This window comes from Pseudomonas sp. FG6, assembly GCF_057809015.1.
Map to the genome: position 1 here is coordinate 127,101 of NZ_JBMDJD010000003.1, position 21,211 is coordinate 148,311.

Annotated in this window: 18 protein-coding genes and 1 pseudogene; 12 read left to right on the forward strand and 7 right to left on the reverse strand. The window is 62.9% G+C overall.

Translation table 11 applies throughout. The annotated features are described in order from the left end of the window. Nucleotides 1-14 precede the first annotated feature (14 nt). Both ACODSJ_RS02940 and ACODSJ_RS02945 read left to right on the forward strand, forming a co-directional pair. Nucleotides 15-2,024: a type VI secretion system Vgr family protein gene (locus ACODSJ_RS02940; protein WP_489100302.1), complete on the forward strand. Its 2,010-nt coding sequence runs from the start codon at nt 15-17 to the stop codon at nt 2,022-2,024. A gap of 13 nt (nt 2,025-2,037) precedes the next feature. Then, nucleotides 2,038-2,580 carry a toxin-antitoxin system YwqK family antitoxin gene (locus tag ACODSJ_RS02945; protein WP_489100303.1) on the forward strand — a complete coding sequence of 181 codons (543 nt, stop codon included), beginning with the start codon at nt 2,038-2,040 and terminating at the stop codon, nt 2,578-2,580. Between the two features lie 58 nt (nt 2,581-2,638). Here the strand turns inward: ACODSJ_RS02945 and ACODSJ_RS02950 are convergent, their stop codons facing one another. Then, the gene (locus ACODSJ_RS02950) at nt 2,639-3,034 is read right to left on the reverse strand and encodes a DUF4280 domain-containing protein (RefSeq protein WP_260954589.1); all 396 of its coding nucleotides are present in this window, start codon (nt 3,032-3,034) and stop codon (nt 2,639-2,641) included. Between the two features lie 175 nt (nt 3,035-3,209). On the opposite strand from ACODSJ_RS02950, the gene ACODSJ_RS02955 reads away from it, so the two are divergent. The 3 genes from ACODSJ_RS02955 (at nt 3,210) to ACODSJ_RS02965 (ending at nt 6,356) form a co-directional block, all read left to right on the forward strand. Continuing rightward, a complete protein-coding gene (locus ACODSJ_RS02955) occupies nt 3,210-4,277 on the forward strand; it encodes a phosphotransferase family protein (RefSeq protein ID WP_489100304.1) in 1,068 nt (355 codons plus the stop codon). A 21-nt stretch (nt 4,278-4,298) separates the two neighbouring features. Then, a complete protein-coding gene (locus tag ACODSJ_RS02960; RefSeq protein ID WP_489100305.1) occupies nt 4,299-5,066 on the forward strand; it encodes an SDR family oxidoreductase in 768 nt (255 codons plus the stop codon). 174 nt (nt 5,067-5,240) lie between these two features. After that, nucleotides 5,241-6,356: a Gfo/Idh/MocA family protein gene (locus ACODSJ_RS02965; RefSeq protein ID WP_489100306.1), complete on the forward strand. Its 1,116-nt coding sequence runs from the start codon at nt 5,241-5,243 to the stop codon at nt 6,354-6,356. Between the two features lie 163 nt (nt 6,357-6,519). Here the strand turns inward: ACODSJ_RS02965 and ACODSJ_RS02970 are convergent, their stop codons facing one another. Beyond that, nucleotides 6,520-7,962, reverse strand: coding sequence for an FAD/NAD(P)-binding protein (locus tag ACODSJ_RS02970; protein ID WP_489100307.1), 1,443 nt, complete (start codon nt 7,960-7,962; stop codon nt 6,520-6,522). 15 nt (nt 7,963-7,977) lie between these two features. Beyond that, nucleotides 7,978-8,541 (reverse strand): helix-turn-helix domain-containing protein, encoded by a 564-nt coding sequence (locus ACODSJ_RS02975; RefSeq protein ID WP_489100308.1) that lies wholly within the window; start codon nt 8,539-8,541, stop codon nt 7,978-7,980. Here ACODSJ_RS02975 and ACODSJ_RS02980 point away from each other — a divergent pair. Further along, nucleotides 8,536-9,563: pseudogene (locus ACODSJ_RS02980) on the forward strand (DMT family transporter). The gene ACODSJ_RS02975 and the pseudogene ACODSJ_RS02980 sit on opposite strands and share 6 nt — an antisense overlap. Nucleotides 9,564-9,584: 21 nt before the next feature. Here the strand turns inward: ACODSJ_RS02980 and ACODSJ_RS02985 are convergent. From ACODSJ_RS02985 to ACODSJ_RS02995, 3 genes are all read right to left on the reverse strand, one after another. Beyond that, complete coding sequence (locus ACODSJ_RS02985; protein WP_489100309.1) at nt 9,585-11,102, reverse strand: bacteriocin immunity protein; 1,518 nt, start codon at nt 11,100-11,102, stop codon at nt 9,585-9,587. Nucleotides 11,103-11,184: 82 nt separating this feature from the next. Then, on the reverse strand, nt 11,185-11,460 hold the full coding sequence (locus tag ACODSJ_RS02990) for a bacteriocin immunity protein (protein WP_489100399.1): 276 nt from the start codon (nt 11,458-11,460) through the stop codon (nt 11,185-11,187). A 5-nt stretch (nt 11,461-11,465) separates the two neighbouring features. Then, nucleotides 11,466-14,006, reverse strand: coding sequence for an S-type pyocin domain-containing protein (locus ACODSJ_RS02995; RefSeq protein ID WP_489100310.1), 2,541 nt, complete (start codon nt 14,004-14,006; stop codon nt 11,466-11,468). 265 nt (nt 14,007-14,271) lie between these two features. On the opposite strand from ACODSJ_RS02995, the gene ACODSJ_RS03000 reads away from it, so the two are divergent. From ACODSJ_RS03000 to ACODSJ_RS03025, 6 genes are read left to right on the forward strand one after another with little or no spacing between them, the layout of a single operon-like run. Beyond that, nucleotides 14,272-17,196, forward strand: coding sequence for a monovalent cation/H+ antiporter subunit A (locus ACODSJ_RS03000; RefSeq protein ID WP_489100311.1), 2,925 nt, complete (start codon nt 14,272-14,274; stop codon nt 17,194-17,196). Then, entirely contained in the window at nt 17,196-17,540 is a 345-nt protein-coding gene (locus tag ACODSJ_RS03005) for a Na+/H+ antiporter subunit C (RefSeq protein ID WP_350600133.1), read from the forward strand. The genes ACODSJ_RS03000 and ACODSJ_RS03005 overlap by 1 nt, the downstream gene beginning before the upstream one ends. Further along, nucleotides 17,537-19,216, forward strand: a complete 1,680-nt coding sequence (locus ACODSJ_RS03010; RefSeq protein ID WP_489100312.1) for a monovalent cation/H+ antiporter subunit D — start codon at nt 17,537-17,539, stop codon at nt 19,214-19,216. Before ACODSJ_RS03005 ends, ACODSJ_RS03010 begins: the two co-directional genes overlap by 4 nt. Continuing rightward, complete coding sequence (locus tag ACODSJ_RS03015; RefSeq protein WP_489100313.1) at nt 19,213-19,701, forward strand: Na+/H+ antiporter subunit E; 489 nt, start codon at nt 19,213-19,215, stop codon at nt 19,699-19,701. The genes ACODSJ_RS03010 and ACODSJ_RS03015 overlap by 4 nt, the downstream gene beginning before the upstream one ends. Continuing rightward, nucleotides 19,698-19,976, forward strand: coding sequence for a K+/H+ antiporter subunit F (locus ACODSJ_RS03020; protein WP_489100314.1), 279 nt, complete (start codon nt 19,698-19,700; stop codon nt 19,974-19,976). The genes ACODSJ_RS03015 and ACODSJ_RS03020 overlap by 4 nt, the downstream gene beginning before the upstream one ends. Then, nucleotides 19,973-20,326 (forward strand): Na+/H+ antiporter subunit G, encoded by a 354-nt coding sequence (locus ACODSJ_RS03025; RefSeq protein ID WP_489100315.1) that lies wholly within the window; start codon nt 19,973-19,975, stop codon nt 20,324-20,326. Before ACODSJ_RS03020 ends, ACODSJ_RS03025 begins: the two co-directional genes overlap by 4 nt. 177 nt (nt 20,327-20,503) lie before the next feature. Here the strand turns inward: ACODSJ_RS03025 and ACODSJ_RS03030 are convergent, their stop codons facing one another. Continuing rightward, entirely contained in the window at nt 20,504-20,941 is a 438-nt protein-coding gene (locus ACODSJ_RS03030) for a DUF3995 domain-containing protein (protein WP_489100316.1), read from the reverse strand. Between the last annotated feature and the right edge of the window lie 270 nt (nt 20,942-21,211).

Here is a 21,211-nt window from a genome sequence, read left to right on the forward strand (position 1 = left end):
GTCGAGGACGTTCCATGCCCCGCTCCACTGACAGCAACACCACCCTCTCGCTCACCAGCGCCACGGTGTCGGCGCTGTACCCTGATTCGCTGTCCGGCGAAGAACGCCTCAATGCACTGGGCTCGCACATCCTCAATGGCATCAATGACGGCGCTTCACTGACACTCACCAGCGCCGTCGCCAGCCATGTCACCACCACACTGCATAAAGACGCTCTGTTGCGACCAATGGACTGGCTCGTCGCCGAGATCCGCCAACTCCCCGCCGACGCTACCGCCGAGCGCTATCAACTGGTACTGCGCCCCTGGCTCTGGTGGCTGGGCCTGGCCAGCAACAACCGGGTGTTCCAGAACCTCGCCACCTCGGACATCGTCACCACGATCTTCAAGGCCCACGGTTTCACTGACTTTCAGCTCAAACTCACCGGCAGCTACACCCCGCGCGAATACTGCGTGCAGTACGGCGAAACCGACCTGGCCTTCGTCTCGCGGCTGATGGAAGAGGACGGAATCTTCTGGTTCTTCAGTCATGAAGACGGCAAGCACACCCTGGTGCTGGCCGACAGCAACGACGCCTTCACCCCCATCCCCAATGGCCCGACGGTCAATTACCTCGGACAGAAACTGGGCGAGCGGGAACTGCACGGCATCCGCTCAGGGCAGGTGTGCCTGCAAGCGGTGGCAGGGGTCTACCAGGCCACCGATTACGAATTCACCACGCCGACGACGTCGCTCTATAGCCAGGCCGAAGCCGTGGCCGGGCCAAACTCGATGTACGAACATCCGGGCGGCTACACCGCCAAGGCCCAGGGCGATGCGCTGACCAAGCAACGGGTGGACGGCCTGCGCAGCCAGGAAAAACGCTTTGTCGGTGAAAGCGACTGCCGCTGGCTGGTGCCGGGGTACTGGTTCACCCTTGCCGGCCACGAAGACACCACGCTGAACATCGATTGGGTGGTGACCTCGGTCAACCACGAAGCCAGCCATGACAGTTATCGCAACCGCTTCGAAGCGATCCCCAAGGCCACCGCTTATCGGCCGGCCCGCCTCACGCCCAAACCGCGCATGCACACCCAGACGGCGCTGGTAGTGGGCAAGGCCGGCGAAGAAATCTGGACCGACGAATACGGCCGGATAAAGTTGCAGTTTCCCTGGGACCGCACCGGCAAGAACGACGAAACCTCATCCTGCTGGGTGCGCGTGGTCTTGCCCTGGAGCGGCAAGGGCTTTGGCATGCAGTTCGTACCGCGCATCGGCCAGGAAGTCATCGTCACCTTCATCGATGGGGATCCGGACCGGCCGCTGGTCACCGGTTGCGTCTACAATGGCGACAACGCCCTGCCCTACGCATTGCCGGCGAACCAGACCCAGTCCGGGATCAAGACCAACTCGTCCAAGGGCGGCGGCGGTTTCAACGAGCTGCGTTTCGAGGATAAGAAGGACTCCGAAGAAGTGTTTCTCCAGGCCCAGAAAGACTTCAACATCAACGTGCTCAACGACACCACCGCCACCGTCGGTCACGACGAAACCCTCACGGTACAGAACGCTCGCACCCGCACGGTGAAGGACGGCGACGAGACCGTCACCCTGGAAAAAGGCAAGCGCAGCGTGACCATCCAGACCGGCAGCGACAGCCTCGATGTGAAGGACACCCGCACTGTCACCGTGGGCGCGGACCAGACCCACAGCACCGGCGGCAATTACGCGCACAAGGTCACTGGCAACTATGACCTGACGGTGGATGGCAACCTGACCATCAAGGTCAGCGGCACCTTGACCCTGCAAAGCGGCGGCAGCTTCGCGATCAAGAGCGATGTCGACCTGGCGGTGCAGGCCGGCACGTCCATCAGCCAGAAAGCCGGCACGGCCCTGAGCAACCAGGCCGGTACATCGCTGGAAAACAAGGCCGGCACCACCCTGACCAACGACGCCGGCATCAGTCTGGTGAACAAGGCCGCCGCCGAACAGACCGTGGACGGCGGCGGCATGCTGACCATCAAGGGCGGCCTGGTGAAGGTCAACTGACAGGAGCGCTGCGATGGCTTCGAGAAGATTGGACGTGGAACGTGGCGACAGCCGGCTCGACGGGCAACTGGTCGACGGCCGCCTGGAGGGCCCGTTGCAGATCGACGAGGCCCAGCGCCCGCAAGCGAAACTCAACTACAGCCAAGGCGAACTGCAAGGCACCAGCACCCTGTATCACCCCAATGGCAAGGTCTCGGCGGTGTTGCCGTTCGTGAAAGGCAAATTACACGGAGTGGCAAATTTTTATGCGGCCGAAGGGGGCTTGCAGCGCCAGGCGTCCTATCGCGGCGGGTTGCTCCACGGCGAGGCCAACAATTACTTCCCCGACGGGCAACTGGCCGAAACCGAATGCTACCGCGACGGCGTGCGCGACGGCCGTTACCGCCGCCTGCACCCCAACGGCAAGCCCGCCGTCGAGGCGCGCTACCTCAACGGCCAACTGCTCGAACCGGCCCAGGCCTATGCCGACGACGGCCGGCCCCTGGACGCCGAAGGCAAGCCGATCTCGCGGGTTCGCTGGTGGTTCAGGCGCTGGAATGATCCGGCGCAGGTGTAACGCCATCGCCCCATGTGAACCCGATCCCACAGGGATTTGTGGTGGGCGAAATGTGTCATCAGGGAATGAGCATCTGCACCTGCCCCGGCACAACGATCTTGATCACCCCGGCCCAGGTGCACATCAAGGTGCTGTTGGCATCGATAGCCGGCATGTTGCCCAGCAGCAGGGTCGGCGCACCGCCGGGAATCCACGGCGCGGCGGTGGCCGGGATGCAGGGCATGGGGGTGAGCACGCCCAGGGCGGCGGCGGTAGCGGCGGCCACCGTCGGGTTCGCCAGGCTCTGGCACATGCCGAACGTGGTGATGTTCACCAACGGGATGTGATCCATGATGTTCGCCGCCGGCATCCCGCCGGTCAGCATTCGATTGACGGGCAACACGTTCAGCACCGCCGGCGCGACGCCGAAGCTGCATTGCAAGGTGGCGGTGCTACAGACTTGCGGGCATCCCATCGCGGTGACTCCTTGAAGAGCGACCCCGAAACCATAGCTCACCCGTGCGCATCAGGCCCGCTGATCATCCGGCAACACGCTAACCTATAAGACCCGGGCATGCTTGTGACGCCCCACCCACACCATTAGATTAGCCAATGATCGATGGCCTCCAGAATAAGTAGAAGGGATAAGCATGGCGTTTACTGATCAGTCCACCCGCGTGCGCGACGGTGAAGAACTCGATGCCAACCTGATCGACCCGTACCTCAAGGCTCACATTCCAGGCCTGACCGGCAAGCCGCAGATCAGTCAGTTTCCCGGTGGTGCGTCGAACCTGACGTACCTGCTGGAATACCCCGAACAGGAACTCGTCCTGCGCCGCCCGCCGTTCGGCCACAAGGCCAAGTCCGCCCATGACATGGGCCGTGAATTCCGCATCCTCAACCAGTTGCGCGACGGCTTCCCGTACTGCCCCAAGGCCTACGTGCACTGCACCGACGAATCAGTGATGGGTGCCGAGTTCTACGTGATGGAACGGGTCAAGGGCATCATCCTGCGCGCCGACCTGCCGCCGGAACTGGGCTTCGACGCCGCCCGCACCGAAGCGCTGTGCAAGAGCTTCATCGACAGGCTCGTCGAACTGCACCAGGTCGACTACCACGCCTGCGGCCTGGCCGACCTGGGCAAGCCCGAAGGCTACGTGGCCCGGCAGATCCGTGGCTGGAGCGACCGCTACGACAAAGCCCTGACCCCCGATGCGCCCAAGTGGGAAGCGGTCAAGGCCTGGCTCAATGACAAGATGCCCGCCGACCACCCGACCTCAAGCATCGTCCACAACGACTACCGCTTCGACAACGTGATCCTCGACCCGGACAACCCGATGCAGATCATCGGTGTGCTGGACTGGGAGCTGACGACTATCGGCGATCCGTTGATGGACCTGGGCAACAGCCTCGCCTACTGGATCGAAGCCAACGACCCGGCGCCGGTGCAACTGATGCGCCGCCAGCCGAGCCATGCCCCGGGCATGCTGACGCGCCGCGAATTCGTGGACTACTACGCCGAGCGCGCCGGGATCCGCATCGACAATTTCGACTTCTACTACACCTACGGCCTGTTCCGCCTGGCCGGCATCGTGCAGCAGATCTACTACCGCTTCTTCCACGGCCAGACCCAGGACAAACGCTTCGCGCAGTTCGTTCAGATGAACAAGCTGCTGGAGCAGATGAGCCTGCAGGTCATCGGCCAATCCACGCTCTGAGCGCCTTCACAAGGAAACAGCATGTCCAAGACCCAGTTGTTCGACCTCGACGGTAAAATCGCTTTCGTTTCCGGCGCCAGCCGTGGCATCGGCGAAGCCATCGCCAAACTGCTGGCCCAGCAAGGCGCCCACGTGATTGTCTCCAGCCGCAAGCTCGACGGCTGCCAGCACGTCGCCGACGCGATCGTTGCCGCCGGCGGCAAAGCCACCGCCATCGCCTGCCACATCGGTGAAATGGAGCAGATCAGCCAGGTCTTCGCCGGCATTCGCGAGCAGTTCGGGCGCCTGGACATTTTGGTGAACAACGCGGCCACCAACCCGCAGTTCTGCAACGTGCTGGACACCGACCTGGGGGCGTTCCAGAAAACCGTCGATGTGAACATTCGCGGCTACTTCTTCATGTCGGTGGAAGCCGGCAAGCTGATGCGTGATAACGGCGGCGGCAGCATCATCAACGTGGCGTCGATCAACGGCATCTCACCGGGCATCTTCCAGGGCATCTACTCGGTGACCAAGGCTGCGGTGATCAACATGACCAAGGTCTTCGCCAAGGAATGCGCGCAGTTTGGCATCCGTTGCAACGCCCTGCTGCCGGGCCTGACCGACACCAAGTTCGCCTCGGCCCTGGTCAAGAACGACGCCATCCTGAAAACCGCCCTGGCGCAGATCCCCCTCAAGCGCGTGGCCGACCCGAGTGAAATGGCCGGCGCGGTGCTGTACCTGGCCAGCGATGCGTCGAGCTACACCACCGGGGTGGCGTTGAATGTGGATGGGGGGTTCCTTTCCTGACAGTGAGCTCCATGGCAGAGCTGTGAAATCCTCTGTGGGAGCGGGCTTGCTCGCTCCCACAGAGGGGATCTACAACGATCAGAAAAATGAATATTTATTCCACAGTTTGCAATTAGCGAATATTTATTCCATAAAGAGTCCTCCTGAAAACAAAAATTCAAAGGGCTCTTTCTCATGCGCGAACTCGGCATCGGCCTGATTGGCACCGGCTTTATGGGCCGTGCCCATGCCTTGGCGTTCCACAATGCCAAGGCGGTGTTCGATCTCCCCCTGAACCTGCACCTCGCGGCCCTGGCCGATGCCGATCCGCAACGCGCCCGGCAGTGTGCGCAAAGCTGGGGGTTCGAGACCGCCCACAGCGACTGGCAACGGCTGATCGACGACCCGAAGGTCAACCTGGTCGCCATCACCACGCCCAATCATCTGCATTTCCCCATGGCGATGGCGGCGCTGGCGGCGGGCAAGCCGGTCTATTGTGAAAAGCCCCTGGCAGTGTCGCTGGAGCAGGCCGGGCAGATGCGTCAAGCAGCCCGGACGGCCCAAGTGGTGACCCGGGTCGGCTACAACTACCAGCACAACCCGATCCTCCAACGGGCGCGGGAGATGATCCAGCGCGGGGAACTGGGGCGGATCATCAGTTTCCAGGGTGAGTTCAGCGAAGACTTCATGGCCGACCCGACCTCCCCGTGGTCCTGGCGCTGCGAAGCGGCCCACGCCGGTGGCGCACTGGCGGACTTGGGCAGCCACTTACTGGCGATGGCCCGTCATCTGCTGGGCGATGTCGAAGCGGTGTGCGCCGACAGCCAGACCGTGCACGGCCAACGTCCTGCCAGCGCCGGCAACAACGAATCACGCGCCATTGCCGTGGATGACCAGGTCCATGCCCTGCTGCGTTTCGCCAACGGCGCCCGGGGCACGGTGAGCAGCAGTTGGCTCAAGCACGGCTACAAGAATCACCTGGCTTTCGAAATCAGCGGCACCCTCGGCACGCTGGCGTTCGACCAGGAACGCCTCAATGAGCTGCGCCTGTGTCGCGCCGGCCAGCCAGGTTTCCAGCGCCTGCTGGCCGGCCCGGACCTGCCCGGCTACGCCGCGTTCAGCCCGGCCGCCGGGCACCAATTGGGCTACAACGAACTGAAGACGCTGGAGGTGCAGGAACTGGTCATGGCCCTCGCGGGTGAAGGGGGTAGCGGGACCGATTTCGAAGAAGCCTGGGAAGTGGAGCGGCTGGCGACGGCGATTCGGTTGGCGGCGCGGGAGGCGCGGTGGGTGAGGGTCAGCGAGTTATAACGCCTGGCGCTGCCTCGCCACAGGATTGGTTGTGCCTGGGCTGGTGTCATCGCGAGCAAGCTTTGCTCCCACAGGGTTGCGACTGTTCACAAATCTGGCGTCAATTTTGGCCCCTGTGGGAGCAAAGCTTGCTCGCGATGGCTATCTTGCCTTCACCCCACGCTCAAGATTGGGTTTGCAATTCGGCCAACCGCGCCGCCAGCGCCTTGGCCTGGCTCGCTACGTCGGTCACGGCGGTGCTTTCCCACCAAATCCCGCGCAACGGCGGGCCCATGGCGAACAAGCGGCTGGCGGGCTCGCCCGTGGCGTCCAGCACAGCACCGTCGGGACGCGCGGCGATGCCCAAGGCCAGCGGCCCCGGCTGGATCAGCCCTCGGGCCAGCAATTGTCGCGGCAACGGGCGCGCCACGCGTCGCCAGTCATATTCAATGCCGCTGGAGTTGATCAGCGCAGCGCCCTGCACCACCGTCAACCCGGCCTCGCCCCGGCGGCGGATGGCAATGCCCAACGTCCCCTCGACAGAAGTTGCCAGTCCCTTGAACGACGCCGCGTGAATTCGCAACCGCCCTTCTTCATGCAGCCGCGCCACCAACTCGGCGCTCAACGGCGGCGAACGATGGTGATGACTCTCCCACCAGGGCCGTACATGCCGCACGAACTGTCGACGCTGCACATCGCTGGCCTGGCTCCACAAGCGCCCGATGTGGGCACGCACGGTGTCCAGCGGTGCTTGCCAATCGATGCCTTGGGCCTGGGCCTGGCGGCACTGCTCGCGCAAGGCTCGCATTAACTGGCGCGGTGAACGCAGGCTGTGATCCTCAGCGAGGAAATCCACCCAGGCCGGCGGCTGGCGGCGCACGTGGGGCAACAGGCCATGGCGGGAAAACACTTCGATTGGGCCGCGATGCCCGGCCTGTTCCAACGACACCACGGCATCGACCATGGTCAATCCCGAGCCGATGATCATGACCGTGGACTGCGGATCGAGCTGGCGCATCGCGGCCACATCCCAAGGATCCAGGGCGGTGGCATTCAAGCCGCTGGATTCGGTTTGCGGGGTTCGCGCGGCCGCGAACATGCCGGTGGCCAGCACCGCAAAACGGCCCCGCAAGATTTGGCCGTCGTCCAGCGTAACCATCACGGCATCATCACCAAGCCGCAAATCCACGGCCTCGCCGCGCACGTGCTCGGCCGTCGAACCGTTTTGTGCACCCCACTCGCGAGCCTCGGCCAGGCGCTGCTGCACATACAGGCCAAACATCCCTCGGGGCGGGAACAACTCGCTGATCGGCACGGGCTGCCGGGCCGACTCGGGCCAGTGACCGGCCTCGATGAACGCGGTGAGCCATTGGGTCAGGTCATCGGCGTTGTCCGGGTCGACGCTCATTCGCGCCGCATTGCCGTTCAACGTGTGGCCCAGCTCCACGGCACTATAGGCCTCGCCCCGGCCCAACTCACTGCGTGGCTCGACAACCAGCACTTCGCGTCGCCCCGGCAGGCGCAGCAACTGTGCCGCCAGCATCGCGCCGCTCAGGCCACCGCCAATGACCAGCACATCGGCCTCACGAGTGACGCCGTCTCCTGGTCGATCCACCGTTGCGTCCATACCACTCTCCCGGAATCAAATCACCACATTGCGCACGAACCGCGCAGCCACCGGGCCGTCGTTGCGATAGGCGTGGGGCTGGTTGCTGGCGAACATGAAGAACTCGCCGGCTGCGATCCGCCGCTCCTCGCTGCCCAGCAATAACGTCAGGCAGCCTTCGAACACATAGAGCTGTTCGCTCCAGCCATCGTTGTCGGGTTCCGAAGGGTAATGCTCGCCGGGCTCCAGGCGCCACTCCCAAAGTTCCACTTCGCGGCTGGCGGTGGCCTTGGCGAGCAGGACGGCTTTGCTGCCGGCAATCGTCCCGGCCCAGGCCAATTCATTGATGCGGCTCGGATCACGGGCGTCAGGGGCCTGGATCAAGTCGCTGAAGGCCACGTCCAGGGCTTCGGCGACGCGATCCAGGGTGGTCAGGCTGACGTTCTTCTCCCCCGCCTCGATGGCCACCAGCATCCGCCGACTGACCCCGGAAAGCTCTGCCAACGCGCTCTGGCTGAGCTGCGCAGCGTGGCGCAGACGGCGAACATTCTGGCTGACGTGTTGCAGGACGGAGGCCCGCTGACCGTTTTCTTTGTGCACTATATTGCTCACAGGCTGGGGTTGCGCATTATACTGCCCAACTTCTATTCGGGCGCATTGTGCGTCCGCCTCAATGGGCGCGCAAGGTCATGACATCGGTGAATTCCCCCCAGGCTTCCCCTCGTTTCTCCCGGCTCAGCAAGGCCGAATGCGTGCTGGTGCTGATCACCATGATCTGGGGTGGCACCTTCCTGCTGGTCCAGCACGCCATGACCGTCAGCGGGCCGATGTTTTTCGTCGGCTTGCGCTTCGCCGCCGCAGCCGCGTTCGTCGGGCTATTTTCCTGGCGTCATCTGCGGGACCTGACCCTGTTCGAACTCAAGGCCGGCGCCTTCATCGGCGTGGCGATCATGCTCGGCTACGGCTTGCAGACCGTCGGCCTGCAAACCATCCCCAGCAGCCAGTCGGCGTTCATCACCGCCCTCTACGTGCCGTTCGTGCCGCTGTTGCAGTGGCTGGTGCTGGGCCGTCGGCCAGGCTTGATGCCCAGCCTCGGCATCATGCTGGCGTTCACCGGGCTGATGCTGGTGTCGGGCCCGGCCGGGGCGTCGCTGAATTTCAGCCCCGGGGAAATCGCCACGCTGATCAGCGCCATCGCGATTGCCGCCGAAATCATCCTCATCAGCGCCTATGCCGGCCAGGTCGATGTGCGCCGCGTCACCGTGGTGCAACTGGCAAGCACGGCAGTGCTGGCGTTCCTGATGGTGGTACCGACCCAGGAAACGATCCCGGATTTCTCCTGGCTGCTACTCGCCACCGCCGTCGGCCTGGGCGCTTGCAGTGCGGCCATCCAGGTGGCAATGAACTGGGCACAGAAAAGCGTCTCGCCCACCCGCGCCACGCTGATCTACGCCGGCGAACCGGTGTGGGCCGGCATCGCCGGGCGCCTGGCGGGCGAGCGGCTGCCGGCGATTGCCTTGTTTGGCGCGGCACTGATCGTGGCGGCGGTGATCGTCAGCGAGCTGAAGACGCGGGGCAAGGAGGCTGTCGAGGTGGATGAGGGGTTTGAGCGCGAGCAGTGAGGCTTTCATGGCCGTTGCAAGTCACAAGCGACTTCCATCCCTTCCCCGGAGGTCATGGAACACAACATAAACCGGCGCCAATCCCGAGTCTCGGGGAAACACCACGACGTAATCATCGAATCGAACCTCTTCGATGGCGTCGAACGATTCCAAGATCGGCACCGGCGAGGAATTGATAAAACCGGCAGAGTCCAGTCGGTTTTGCTTGGATGCTGCCGGCGCTCCCAGGGTGTGCGGAAGGGTCCATTCAACCACTCGGGTGTTCGGCCCTTCCGTCGTCAAGCGCAAGACCCGTCCAGCATCATGCCAAACCGCTTGCCTTACCCGGACCTTGAAGGGCAACACACCCGTGGCAGGCGTGATGTATATCTGAAACAGCTCACGTATTTCTTTCAGTCCCCTGAAATGGGTGCCAGGTTTTGTCGTGGTCGTTGCCGTGCTCATTCGCAACGGCAACTCCACCTCACCCTGCTGCGCAGCGAGGGCCTGCCAGTCCTGTTCGATGGCAGAGAGCTCGGCCAGCGCAACACACAGGCCAAAACGCGCCTCCTTGGTTCGACTGACAAGATCAAAACTCAGGACCTCGGCATATTGCCCGTTGTGTCCATGTTCAGGATGCGTCATCAGCCAATTGAACTCGGCGACGGCCGAACGTATGGACTTTTGCAGGCTCACCTGCTGGACGGCCTCCAGTGGTGTCGCATCGCTCAGCAGCAAGTCCGGTCGCCTCATAGTGTCGTCCTCTGCGGATAGACGAAACAAAACCGAGCCGTTGTCATGGCCGCGCAAACGCGCCAGTTGCACCAAGAAACGATCCAGTAGGCTTTCAGCGGTTGCATGAAGAGCCGCATGACGCTGGGCGATCGAGGACAAGCGCGCAAGATAACGGTCATGACTGGCCGTGGCCTGCTGCGCATTCTCCTGCCAGAGCCCCCGGTCCGCCTGGTTGAACGTGAGATTGCGCTGGGCAGCGTTCTGGACGAACTCGATGCGCATTTTATGGTGTTCGAACCCACGGACCGCCATGAACACTTCGTGCTGCGCTTGCTCGATTTGCCGCATGTCCTGCTTGAGCACCTCCAGCGTCTGCCCTGCCCCATCCTGATTTTGTCGTTGCCGGGTGACCTGCTCCAACTGGGTAAAGGCTTTTTCAACTGTCTGTTCGGCAGCAACGATCTGGGCAGCCACTTGTTGTGTATTGGAAAGCTCCCGCTTGGCCCTGGCCGTCGCCTGCTCCGCCATGCTCAACCGGGGCGCGGGCTGGGTGGGCGCAGGCAGCGCCCCGCCCTTGAAAGGAACGATGTTCTTTTTGAAGTGCCACTGTTTCACGAAGTGGACGACCATTTCGGGAGCGTTCGTATATCCGGTGTCCTCCGGATAAAACAGCAGGTCCGCGCCTTTGGGATGACCGACGACTCGATCGAAATGATTGATCAGCCGATCGTGCTCTTGCTTGGGCACATCGGTATTCCAGATTTTCCTTACGAATGCCTGAAACTCGGCCTCGGTGTAATCCTGGAGTTGGGGTTTAAGTTCCATCTAGGGTTTTTCCTTGTTTAAACATGCAAGTGGGTGATGCACCTGCTCGTGTTGGTCGAGCAGGTGCATCACGGGACCTGATTTATTCTGGCTTGAAGCCGGGTTTGTTATTGCGAGCGCGCCATTCCTTGACTTCTTTCAGGATGCCTTCGGGGCTGTCTTCCTGGCCTTCTTTTGGATAGAAAAGTACATCCGAGCCGTCGGAATGCTCAGTAACACGCTCAAAATGATCAACCAGACTGTCTAGGTACTTCTCGAGAGATTCCCCCTCAAGCCCACTCGTGTTGTGGAACAACTCTTCTAGAAAAGTTAAGAACTCCGCCTCGGTATATTCTTCAAGCGCATTTTTAAATAACATCATTATCAACTCTCTTTGTGATATTGGATGTGACGTTTGGGTGTCAACACAGAAATATTACCCAAACCGTAGACGTCGCCACCTTTTGAAATTTCAACTTCATGATGAAGTTCGAATGTTTTACGTCCTCCCACCTGATCTTTTCGCAATGGGTACGGCGATCGACCATTGCGCATTCTCTCCAAATTAATGCCAGTAAATTGTTGATTCAACTCCGGGTCCCCCGCCACAGCCCTCCAAAACGCCTCCCTGAACCGATGAAAATTCGCAAACTCCTGTCCTCTCAGCTGATCCGCAATCCGATCAGGAATAGGTGCGCCAGTCGTCCTCGCCGCCTCCCCCAACCAGACGCCCGACACTGGCTGCCCATACCCCAGCGCCATCCCTGAATCATCGCGCCGGTCATAGAACAGCGCATCCGGCGACGGCAGCTCCATATCCCCCGGATACCCAGGAATACTGGCACCGACCTGCCCTTCGTCAACAGCCGGAAACGTCTCGTTTTCCGGTAGGACGGGGATGACAGGATTGCCGGGATAGACCTGCGAAAGTGGAGGCGTCAGCGGCGAGGTAGTGGAGCCAAGCTGTTCGATGCCCGGTGGCACCAGCGGTGTCCGAGTACCGTTGCCAATCGGCGGCGCCGGCCAGGGGATGACGGCGGGCACGATGCCCGGTCTTCCCAGCAGGCTGTCTGGCGTGGTGATACTGACGCGGTCGAGATCGAAAGGGTTCTCGCCCAGCTCGGCGCGGTTTTGATAGCGCAGTTCGAATTCGCGACGCTCCCCCACCCAGGTGCTTTTCGGCGCATAGGGCGCAAAACCACGCTCGATCCGCTTTTTATTGAGTTCGTCGTTCGCGCTGAACAGCCCCGGCTGTTCGGCGAGGGTGCGCCACAGCGCTTGGTCGAAGGCACGGAAGGACTCTATGGCCTGCGCCCGCATTGGGTGGCCGATTTGTTCGGGGATGGCTGCTCCCCCAGCCTGGCTGGCCGTGCTCCACCAATCATTCGCTGCGGGTTTGCCGGCGCCCGTGACAATGCCCGACCCCAAGGGCGGTAACTCGAAAGAGAAATAGGTCGGCGGCATGCCGGGCATGCAGACGATGCAGTCTTGAATGCGCAGGTCCACACCCGCTGGCAGGGTTTCCACTTGAGGCGCTGTTGCCGTCAACACCGGTGGGTTTGCAGGCATCGCTTGAGCGACGGTATCGGCGGTAAATTGCAGGTGTCGGCTCGGTGAACCGGGAACTTCGGCGTTGTAGAGGCCGGTCAAGGGATCGAAAACCGCGTTGATGACCGGGACACGCGCGCCGATCGCGTCGCCGGTACTGGCAACGTGAAGCGCGGTACCTTCAGCAACGGCTTGCGGTTTGAGCCGATAAGCCACCTCAACCGAACCGCCTGCCTCGGCAATCGCTTGCAACGCTGGTGTGTCGGTGAGCCCGAGCGCCTGTGCCGGTACGCCGACGCCCTGGAACAAGCGTTTGCGTTGTTCGGGGGTCAATTCGCCGTCACCCAGCACTGGCGAATAGACCATCGCCGTGACGAAGACCGGCCCCGTCCTGGCCAGGATCCGCCCGTAGTCCTTGAGCGTTTCGACAGAGGCTGCAACGGCCTGCTCCAGGATCGCCGCGGCTTGCTGGCCGACGAGCACCGCGTCCCGGGTCAATACCATCCCGCCCGCCGCCATCGACGGCGCAGGCACGTTCAGGGTGTGGACTTGCCTGAACCGCTGAAGTCGAGTGCTTTCGTCAACTTGCTGCTTGAAGCGGATGCGCGCCTCCCGTTGCTCGGCATGTTGACGATGACGCTCCCAGCCAGCCTCCCGTTCGCGCCACGCCACGGTTTGTTTGCCATGGTGCAGGGCCAACGCGCTGGATTTTTCGTTCAGTGCCTTGATCTGCCCGGACAGCAGGCGCGCTTCTTGAGCCGCGATATAGGCCTGCTCCCAAAGCCTGTGACCGTGATCGAGCGCGGTGCCGAACTGATCCAGTCGCGTTTGGTAGTCGCTCGCCGAACGGGTGAGCGGGTCCTCTCCATCGAAGGCACGAGCGACGATGTTCTTGGCGTTGAGTTCCGTGGTTTTGCGGGCGATCAGCCCGTCGATTTCGTTTTTTTCCTTGGTAATGAGGTAAAGCTGCCAGCGTTCGGTCGACTTTGAGGTGGGCGCCCGTTTTGCAGCGGAAATTTCCTTTTGAAGCGTGGTGTCGAGTTGCTGCTTTTTGCTCGCGAAGTTCCGGTCCACCTCGGCCCGGGTGCTGGTGTGTCGCTGGACCATTGCCGCCAGTTCTTGTTGACGTGCCTGGAAACGCGCCCGCTCCTGGGCTACGGCGGCGGCCTGGGCCTGGGCTTCTTGCTGGGCCTTGAGCCGTTCGTACTTGGCTCGTGCCCTAGCTTTACGACGTCGTCTGCTGCGCCGGCTGCCCGAGCCACCAAATCCGCCTGAAAAACCTCCGCTCGTGACCTGAAAACCGCCGCCTGAAGCCGTCGGTCCCGGCCTGATGACTACCGTTCCATCTGACCCATCATTAAGTGTTTGCTTTGCCATACAGATCTCCTTTTCTGTATGGCGCAGGTTGGCGATGAAACCGTGTACAGATGCGGTACATATGTATTACATCGAAATTTTTTTGCTGCTCGGATAAGGGCTGTCCCCATAGCTGATCCTGACCCTACAGATAAGACCTCCCTCTTGAAGTAACGCAAAGTCAGAAAACTCCACCTATCTTGTAGGATTCTGCGACACCCTCGCGGTTGGTGATCCGGGACGCGGCACGTATGATCCCTGCTATCCACCCGCCGAATAGAAGCCTATGTCACTGATAGTTCTATTGCTTTTGCCCTTCATCGGCAGCTGTGTCGCGGCACTGTTGCCGCATAACGCCCGTAACACCGAATCATTGCTGGCGGGCCTCGTGGCCTTGGTCGGCACGGTCCAGGTGGCCTTGCTGTATCCGCAGATCGCCGACGGCGGTGTGATCCGCGAGCACTATGCCTGGTTGCCCAGCCTGGGCCTGGATTTCGTCTTGCGCCTGGATGGCTTTGCCTGGCTGTTTTCATTGCTGGTGCTGGGCATTGGCGCGCTGGTGTCGCTGTACGCCCGCTACTACATGTCGCCGGCCGATCCGGTGCCGCGTTTCTTCGCCTTTTTCCTGGCGTTCATGGGCGCCATGCTCGGGTTGGTGATTTCCGGCAACCTCATCCAGATAGTGTTCTTCTGGGAACTGACCAGCCTGTTCTCGTTCCTGCTGATCGGCTACTGGCATCACCGTGCCGACGCGCGCCGCGGGGCCTACATGGCCTTGATGGTGACCGGGGCCGGTGGGCTTTGCCTGTTGGCGGGGGTGATGCTGCTCGGCCATGTGGTGGGCAGCTACGACCTGGACAAAGTGCTGGCCGCCGGCGACCTGATCCACGCCCATGCCCTCTACCCGGTCCTGCTGTCGCTGATCCTGATAGGCGCCTTGAGCAAAAGCGCCCAATTCCCGTTCCACTTCTGGCTGCCCCATGCCATGGCCGCGCCCACGCCGGTGTCGGCGTACTTGCACTCGGCAACCATGGTCAAGGCCGGCGTGTTCCTGCTGGCGCGGCTGTGGCCATCGCTGTCGGGCAGTGAACAGTGGTTCTACATCGTCGGGGGTGCGGGCGCGTGCACGCTGATGCTGGGCGCCTACTGCGCGATGTTCCAGAACGACCTCAAGGGCCTGCTGGCGTATTCCACCATCAGCCACCTGGGGCTGATCACCCTGCTGCTGGGCCTGAACAGCCCGCTGGCAGCGGTGGCGGCGGTCTTCCATGTGCTCAACCACGCCACGTTCAAGGCCTCGCTGTTCATGGCTGCCGGGATCATCGACCACGAAAGCGGCACACGGGACATTCGCAAGCTCAGCGGCCTGGTGCGGCTGATTCCGTTCACGGCGACCCTGGCGATGGTGGCCAGTGCGGCCATGGCCGGGGTGCCACTGCTCAACGGCTTCCTGTCCAAGGAGATGTTCTTCGCCGAGACCGTGTTCATCTCCGCCACGGCCTGGGTCGAGTTGGCGCTGCCGATCATCGCCACCCTCGCCGGGACCTTCAGCGTCGCCTATTCCCTGCGGTTCACCGTGGATGTGTTCTTCGGCCCGACCGCCACCGACCTGCCCCATACCCCTCACGAACCCCCACGCTGGATGCGCGCGCCGGTGGAGTTACTGGTGTTCACCTGCCTGGTGGTGGGAATTTTCCCGGCCCAGGTGGTCGGCTCATTGCTCGCGGCCGCCGCGTTGCCGGTGGTGGGCGGGACGCTGCCGTCCTACAGCCTGGCGATCTGGCACGGCCTGAACGCACCGATGATCATGAGCCTGGTGGCGATGTCCGGCGGCATCGTGCTTTACCTGCTGCTGCGCAGCCAGTTCAAGCAAGGGCACATCAAGCATCCGCCGTTCATTGGCCGGCTCAGCGGCAAGCGGCTGTTCGAGCGGTGCCTGGTGTCGATGATGCGCCAGGGGCGACGCCTGGAGCGACGGCTCAGCACCCGCCGCCTGCAGACCCAGTTGTTCTGGCTGGTGTTGGCCGCCGTGCTCGCCGGGGCGATCCCGATGCTGCACAGCACCCTGGCCTGGGGGCATCGGCCGAAGATCCCTGGCTCCGTCGTCTTCGTCACCCTGTGGCTGCTGGCGATTGCCTGTGCCCTGGGCGCAGCCTGGCAAGCCAAGTATCACCGGCTCGCCGCCCTGACCATGGTCAGCGTCTGCGGCCTGATGACCTGCGTGACCTTCGTCTGGTTCTCCGCCCCCGACCTGGCCTTGACCCAACTGGTGGTGGAAGTGGTCACCACGGTGCTGATCCTGCTGGGCCTGCGCTGGCTGCCACGGCGGATCGAGGATGCATCGCCCCTGCCCAACAGCGAGCGGCGCGCCCGTGTGCGGCGCCTGCGCGACTTGCTGCTGTCCACAGCGGTGGGCGGCGGCATGGCGCTGTTGGCCTATGCGATGCTGACCCGCCAGACGCCCAACGACATTTCCTCGTTCTACTTGAGCCGTGCCCTGCCCGAAGGCGGCGGCAGCAACGTGGTGAACGTGATGCTGGTGGATTTCCGTGGCTTCGACACCCTGGGGGAAATCACCGTGCTGGTGGCCGTGGCCCTGGCGGTGTTCGCGCTGTTGCGACGGTTTCGCCCGCCGAAGGAAAGCATGCAGCTGCCGGCGCAACAGCGGCTGCTGGCACCGGACGTGGTCACCGACCTGGTCAACCCACGACACGCCAGCGATACCGCACTGGGGTTCATGATGGTGCCTTCGGTGCTGGTGCGCCTGCTGCTGCCGATCGCCCTGGTGGTGTCGTTCTACCTGTTCATGCGCGGCCACAACCAACCCGGTGGCGGTTTCGTGGCCGGGCTGGTGATGTCGGTGGCATTCATCCTGCAATACATGGTCGCAGGCACCCAGTGGGTCGAAGCGCAAATGAGCCTGCGGCCGTTGCGCTGGATGGGCACCGGACTGTTTTTTGCCACGGCCACGGGCCTCGGGGCGATGGCCGTGGGCTACCCGTTCCTGACCACCCACACCTGGCATGTCGAAGTTCCCCTGCTGGGTGATCTGCATGTCGCCAGCGCGCTGTTCTTCGACATCGGTGTGTATGCCGTGGTGGTCGGTTCGACGCTGTTGATCCTCACCGCCCTGGCTCACCAGTCGGTGCGGGCCCACAAGCCGGGCCTGCAACCCAAACCCGTCGCCCCCCTCGAAGGAGCCAACACCTGATGGAAGAAGTCATCGCAATTGCCATCGGCGTACTGGCCGCCTCGGGTGTCTGGCTGGTGCTGCGGCCACGGACCTTCCAGGTGGTCATGGGCCTGTGCCTACTGTCCTATGGCGTCAACCTGTTCATCTTCAGCATGGGCAGCCTGTTCATCGGCAAGGAGCCGATCATCAAGGACGGCGTGCCCCAGGACCTGCTGCACTACACCGACCCGCTGCCCCAGGCCCTGGTGCTGACGGCCATCGTCATCAGCTTCGCCATGACCGCGCTGTTCCTGGTGGTGCTGCTGGCCTCCCGGGGCCTGACCGGCACCGACCACGTGGACGGCCGGGAGCCCAAGCAATGAGCGTGACGCCGCACTTGATTGCCGCCCCCATCCTGCTGCCGCTGCTGACCGCCGCATTGATGCTGATGCTGGGCGAGAAACACCGTCCGCTCAAGGCGCGGATCAACCTGTGCTCCAGCCTGCTGGGCCTGGGCATTGCCGTGCTGTTGCTGCGCTGGACCCTGGACCAGGCCCAGCCCGCTTCAATCGGCGTGTACCTGCCGGGCAACTGGCCGGCGCCGTTCGGCATCGTGCTGGTGGTCGATCATCTGTCGGCGTTGATGCTGGTGCTGACCGGCATCATCGGCGTCTGCGCCCTGCTGTTCGCCAATGCGCGCTGGCACGGCGCCGGGGCGAGTTTCCACGCCTTGTTCCAGATCCAGCTGATGGGCCTGTATGGCGCCTTTCTCACGGCGGACCTGTTCAACCTGTTCGTGTTTTTCGAGGTGCTGCTGGCCGCGTCCTACGGCCTGATGCTCCATGGCTCGGGCCGGGCTCGGGTGTCGTCGGGGCTGCATTACATCTCCATCAACCTGCTGGCCTCGTCGCTGTTCTTGATCGGCGCGGCGCTGATCTACGGCGTCACCGGCACCTTGAACATGGCCGACCTGGCCCTGAAGATCCCGCTGGTGCCGGAAGCCGACCGTGGTCTGCTGCACGCCGGGGCCGGGATCCTGGCGGTGGCGTTCCTGGCCAAGGCCGGCATGTGGCCGCTGAACTTCTGGCTGGTGCCGGCCTACAGCGCGGCCAGTGCGCCGGTGGCGGCGCTGTTTGCGATCATGACCAAGGTCGGCGTCTATACGATCCTGCGGCTGTGGACGTTGCTGTTCTCTGGCCAGGCCGGCGCCTCGGCGTATTTCGGCGCCGACTGGCTGGTCTATGGCGGCATGGCAACCATCGTCTGCGCCGCCATCGCCATCCTCGCGGCCCAGCGCCTGGAGCGCATGGCAAGCCTGAGCATCCTGGTCTCGGCCGGGATCCTGTTGTCGGCGATTGGCTTCGCCCAGCCCAACCTGGTGGGGGCGGCGCTGTTTTACCTGGTGAGCTCGACCCTGGCACTGTGCGCGCTGTTCTTGCTGGCCGAATTGATCGAACGCTCGCGCTCGGCCAATGAACCGGCCCTGGACGACGACCTCGATACGCTGCCGCGCCCCCTCGAATCCCTGCAACCGCCCAAGGGCATCAACCTCGATGACGAGCAAAAAGCCGTGGTCGGGCAAGTGATCCCCTGGACCATGGCCTTCCTCGGCTTGAGCTTCATCTGCTGCGCGCTGCTGATTGTCGGCATGCCGCCGCTGTCGGGGTTCATCGGTAAACTGAGCCTGCTGAGCGCCTTGCTCAATCCCCACGGGCTGGGGGCCCGCGAATCGGTGTCGAGCCCGGCGTGGGGCCTGCTGGCCTTGCTCATCCTGTCGGGGCTGGCGTCGCTGATTGCCTTTTCGCGGCTGGGTATCCAGCGTTTCTGGACGCCCCAGGAACGCCCGTCGCCGTTGCTGCGACCGTTCGAATGCCTGCCGATCATCGTCTTGCTGGGCTTGGGCATCGCCCTGACGTTCAAGGCCGAGCCGCTGCTGCGCTACACCCAGGCGACCGCCGATGCGCTGAACAACCCGGAACACTATGTGATGTCGGTGCTGGCGACCCGCGCCGTGCCCAGTCCCGAGGCCCGCGCCGCCTTGCTGGAGGTGCAGCCATGAAGCGCCTGTTTCCTGCGCCTTGGCTGTCCTTGGCGCTGTGGTTGTTGTGGTTGGTGTTGAACGCGTCCCTCAGCGCCGGCCATCTGCTGCTGGGCGCGGCCCTGGGCTTGCTGGCACCGCTGCTGATGCGCCCGCTGCGCCCCCGCCCCATCCGCATCCGGCGACCGTGGGTCATGCTGCGGTTGTTCCTGCAGGTGGGCCGCGACGTGCTGGTTTCCAACCTGACGGTGGCCTGGGGCGTGCTGAACGCCGGCCGTCGTCCGCCCCGCTCGCGGTTCATCAAGGTGCCGCTGGAGCTGAGCGACGCCAACGGCCTGGCCGCGCTGTCGATGATCACCACGGTGATTCCCGGGACGGTCTGGTCGGAACTGGCGCTGGATCGCAGCATCCTGTTGATGCACGTGTTCGACCTGGAGGATGAGGCGTCATTCATCGCGCACTTCAAGGCCACCTACGAGCGACCGTTGATGGAGATTTTCGAATGAGCCCGCTGCTGTCCAATGCGATCTTGTTGAGCCTGTTCCTGTTCTCCCTGGCGATGGTCTTGACGCTGGTGCGGCTGTTCAAGGGGCCTTCGGCGCAGGATCGGGTCTTGGCGCTGGACTATCTGTACATCGTGGCGATGCTGATGATGCTGGTGCTGGGCATCCGTTACTCCAGCGACACCTATTTCGAGGCGGCGCTGCTGATCGCCCTGTTCGGCTTTGTCGGCTCGTTTGCCCTGGCCAAGTTCCTGTTGCGCGGCGAGGTGATCGAATGACCGCAGAACTGTCGATGTGGGTGCAAATCCCGGTGGCGATCCTGCTGGTGTGCGGCAGCTTCTTCGCCTTGACCGGCGCCATCGGCCTGGTGCGCCTGAAGGACTATTTCCAGCGCATGCACCCGCCGGCCCTGGCTTCGACGCTGGGCGCCTGGTGCGTGGCGCTGGCCTCGATCCTGTATTTTTCCGATCTCAAGTCCGGGCCGGTGCTGCATGCCTGGCTGATCCCGATCCTGCTGTCGATCACCGTGCCGGTGACCACCCTGCTGCTGGCCCGCGCGGCATTGTTCCGCAAGCGCATGGCCAAGGACGACGTGCCGGGGGAAGTGAGCAGTCGCAAGAACGATTGAATCTCTAGCCAACCCTTGTGGCGAGGGGATTTATCCCCGCTGGGCTGCGAAGCAGCCCCTTAACGGCTGAATGCAATTTGTCTGACACACCGAGTTGCCAGGTTTGGGGCTGCTGCGCAGCCCAGCGGGGATAAATCCCCTCGCCACAAGGGCATCTTGGTGCATCGGTCCGGGCTCTCAGGCCCAAGCCACCGCCAATAACCCAGCCCCCAGTACCACGCACAGCGGCGAGTACACCCAGGTGTCGAGCCGGGCGAAGGTCGAGCCCTTGACCTCCTTGAAGAAACCCACCAGCTCCGACTCGCCGATGGCCCGGGCAAACATCAGCAAGGCGATCGCACTGATCAGCCACTGCAACGCCCGATGGGTGACCGGTTGCGCCAGCAGGCCCACCCGCAGGCTGACCAACACGGCAATCAGCAACAGCGCCAGCGCCACCAACAGCGTCAGCCAGCCCGACGGATCGAACGCCGGACGCAGCCCGCTCCCCTGTTTCACCGGCACCTGGGGTATTACCGCCCGGGTCGCCCAGCGCCCGCCCAGGGCCCAATACAAATGAATCAAGCTGATGGCCGCAAACGTTGCGACCAGCGTCCGGGCCAATAAAAGCGTCATCCGCCAGCCTCCTGTAAAGGTTGAACAATTATCCTAGCTTGAATTCCGGATCTCGCTACGACGGGCGCAGACTGCCAGTTTCCCGCGAAGGACTCATTGCCCAGGATCAAGAGTTCTACGACGAGCAGGCCGCTAGGCTCTGTACGAAAAGTCTTGAGACGAAGGTCAGGCAAGGCGAAAACAGCCGAGGAACGGCCGGGGTCGCGCTCGACTTTACGGGTTGTAAATGAGCATTCCGAGGCTGTTTTCAACGCAGCATGAACGAGTATC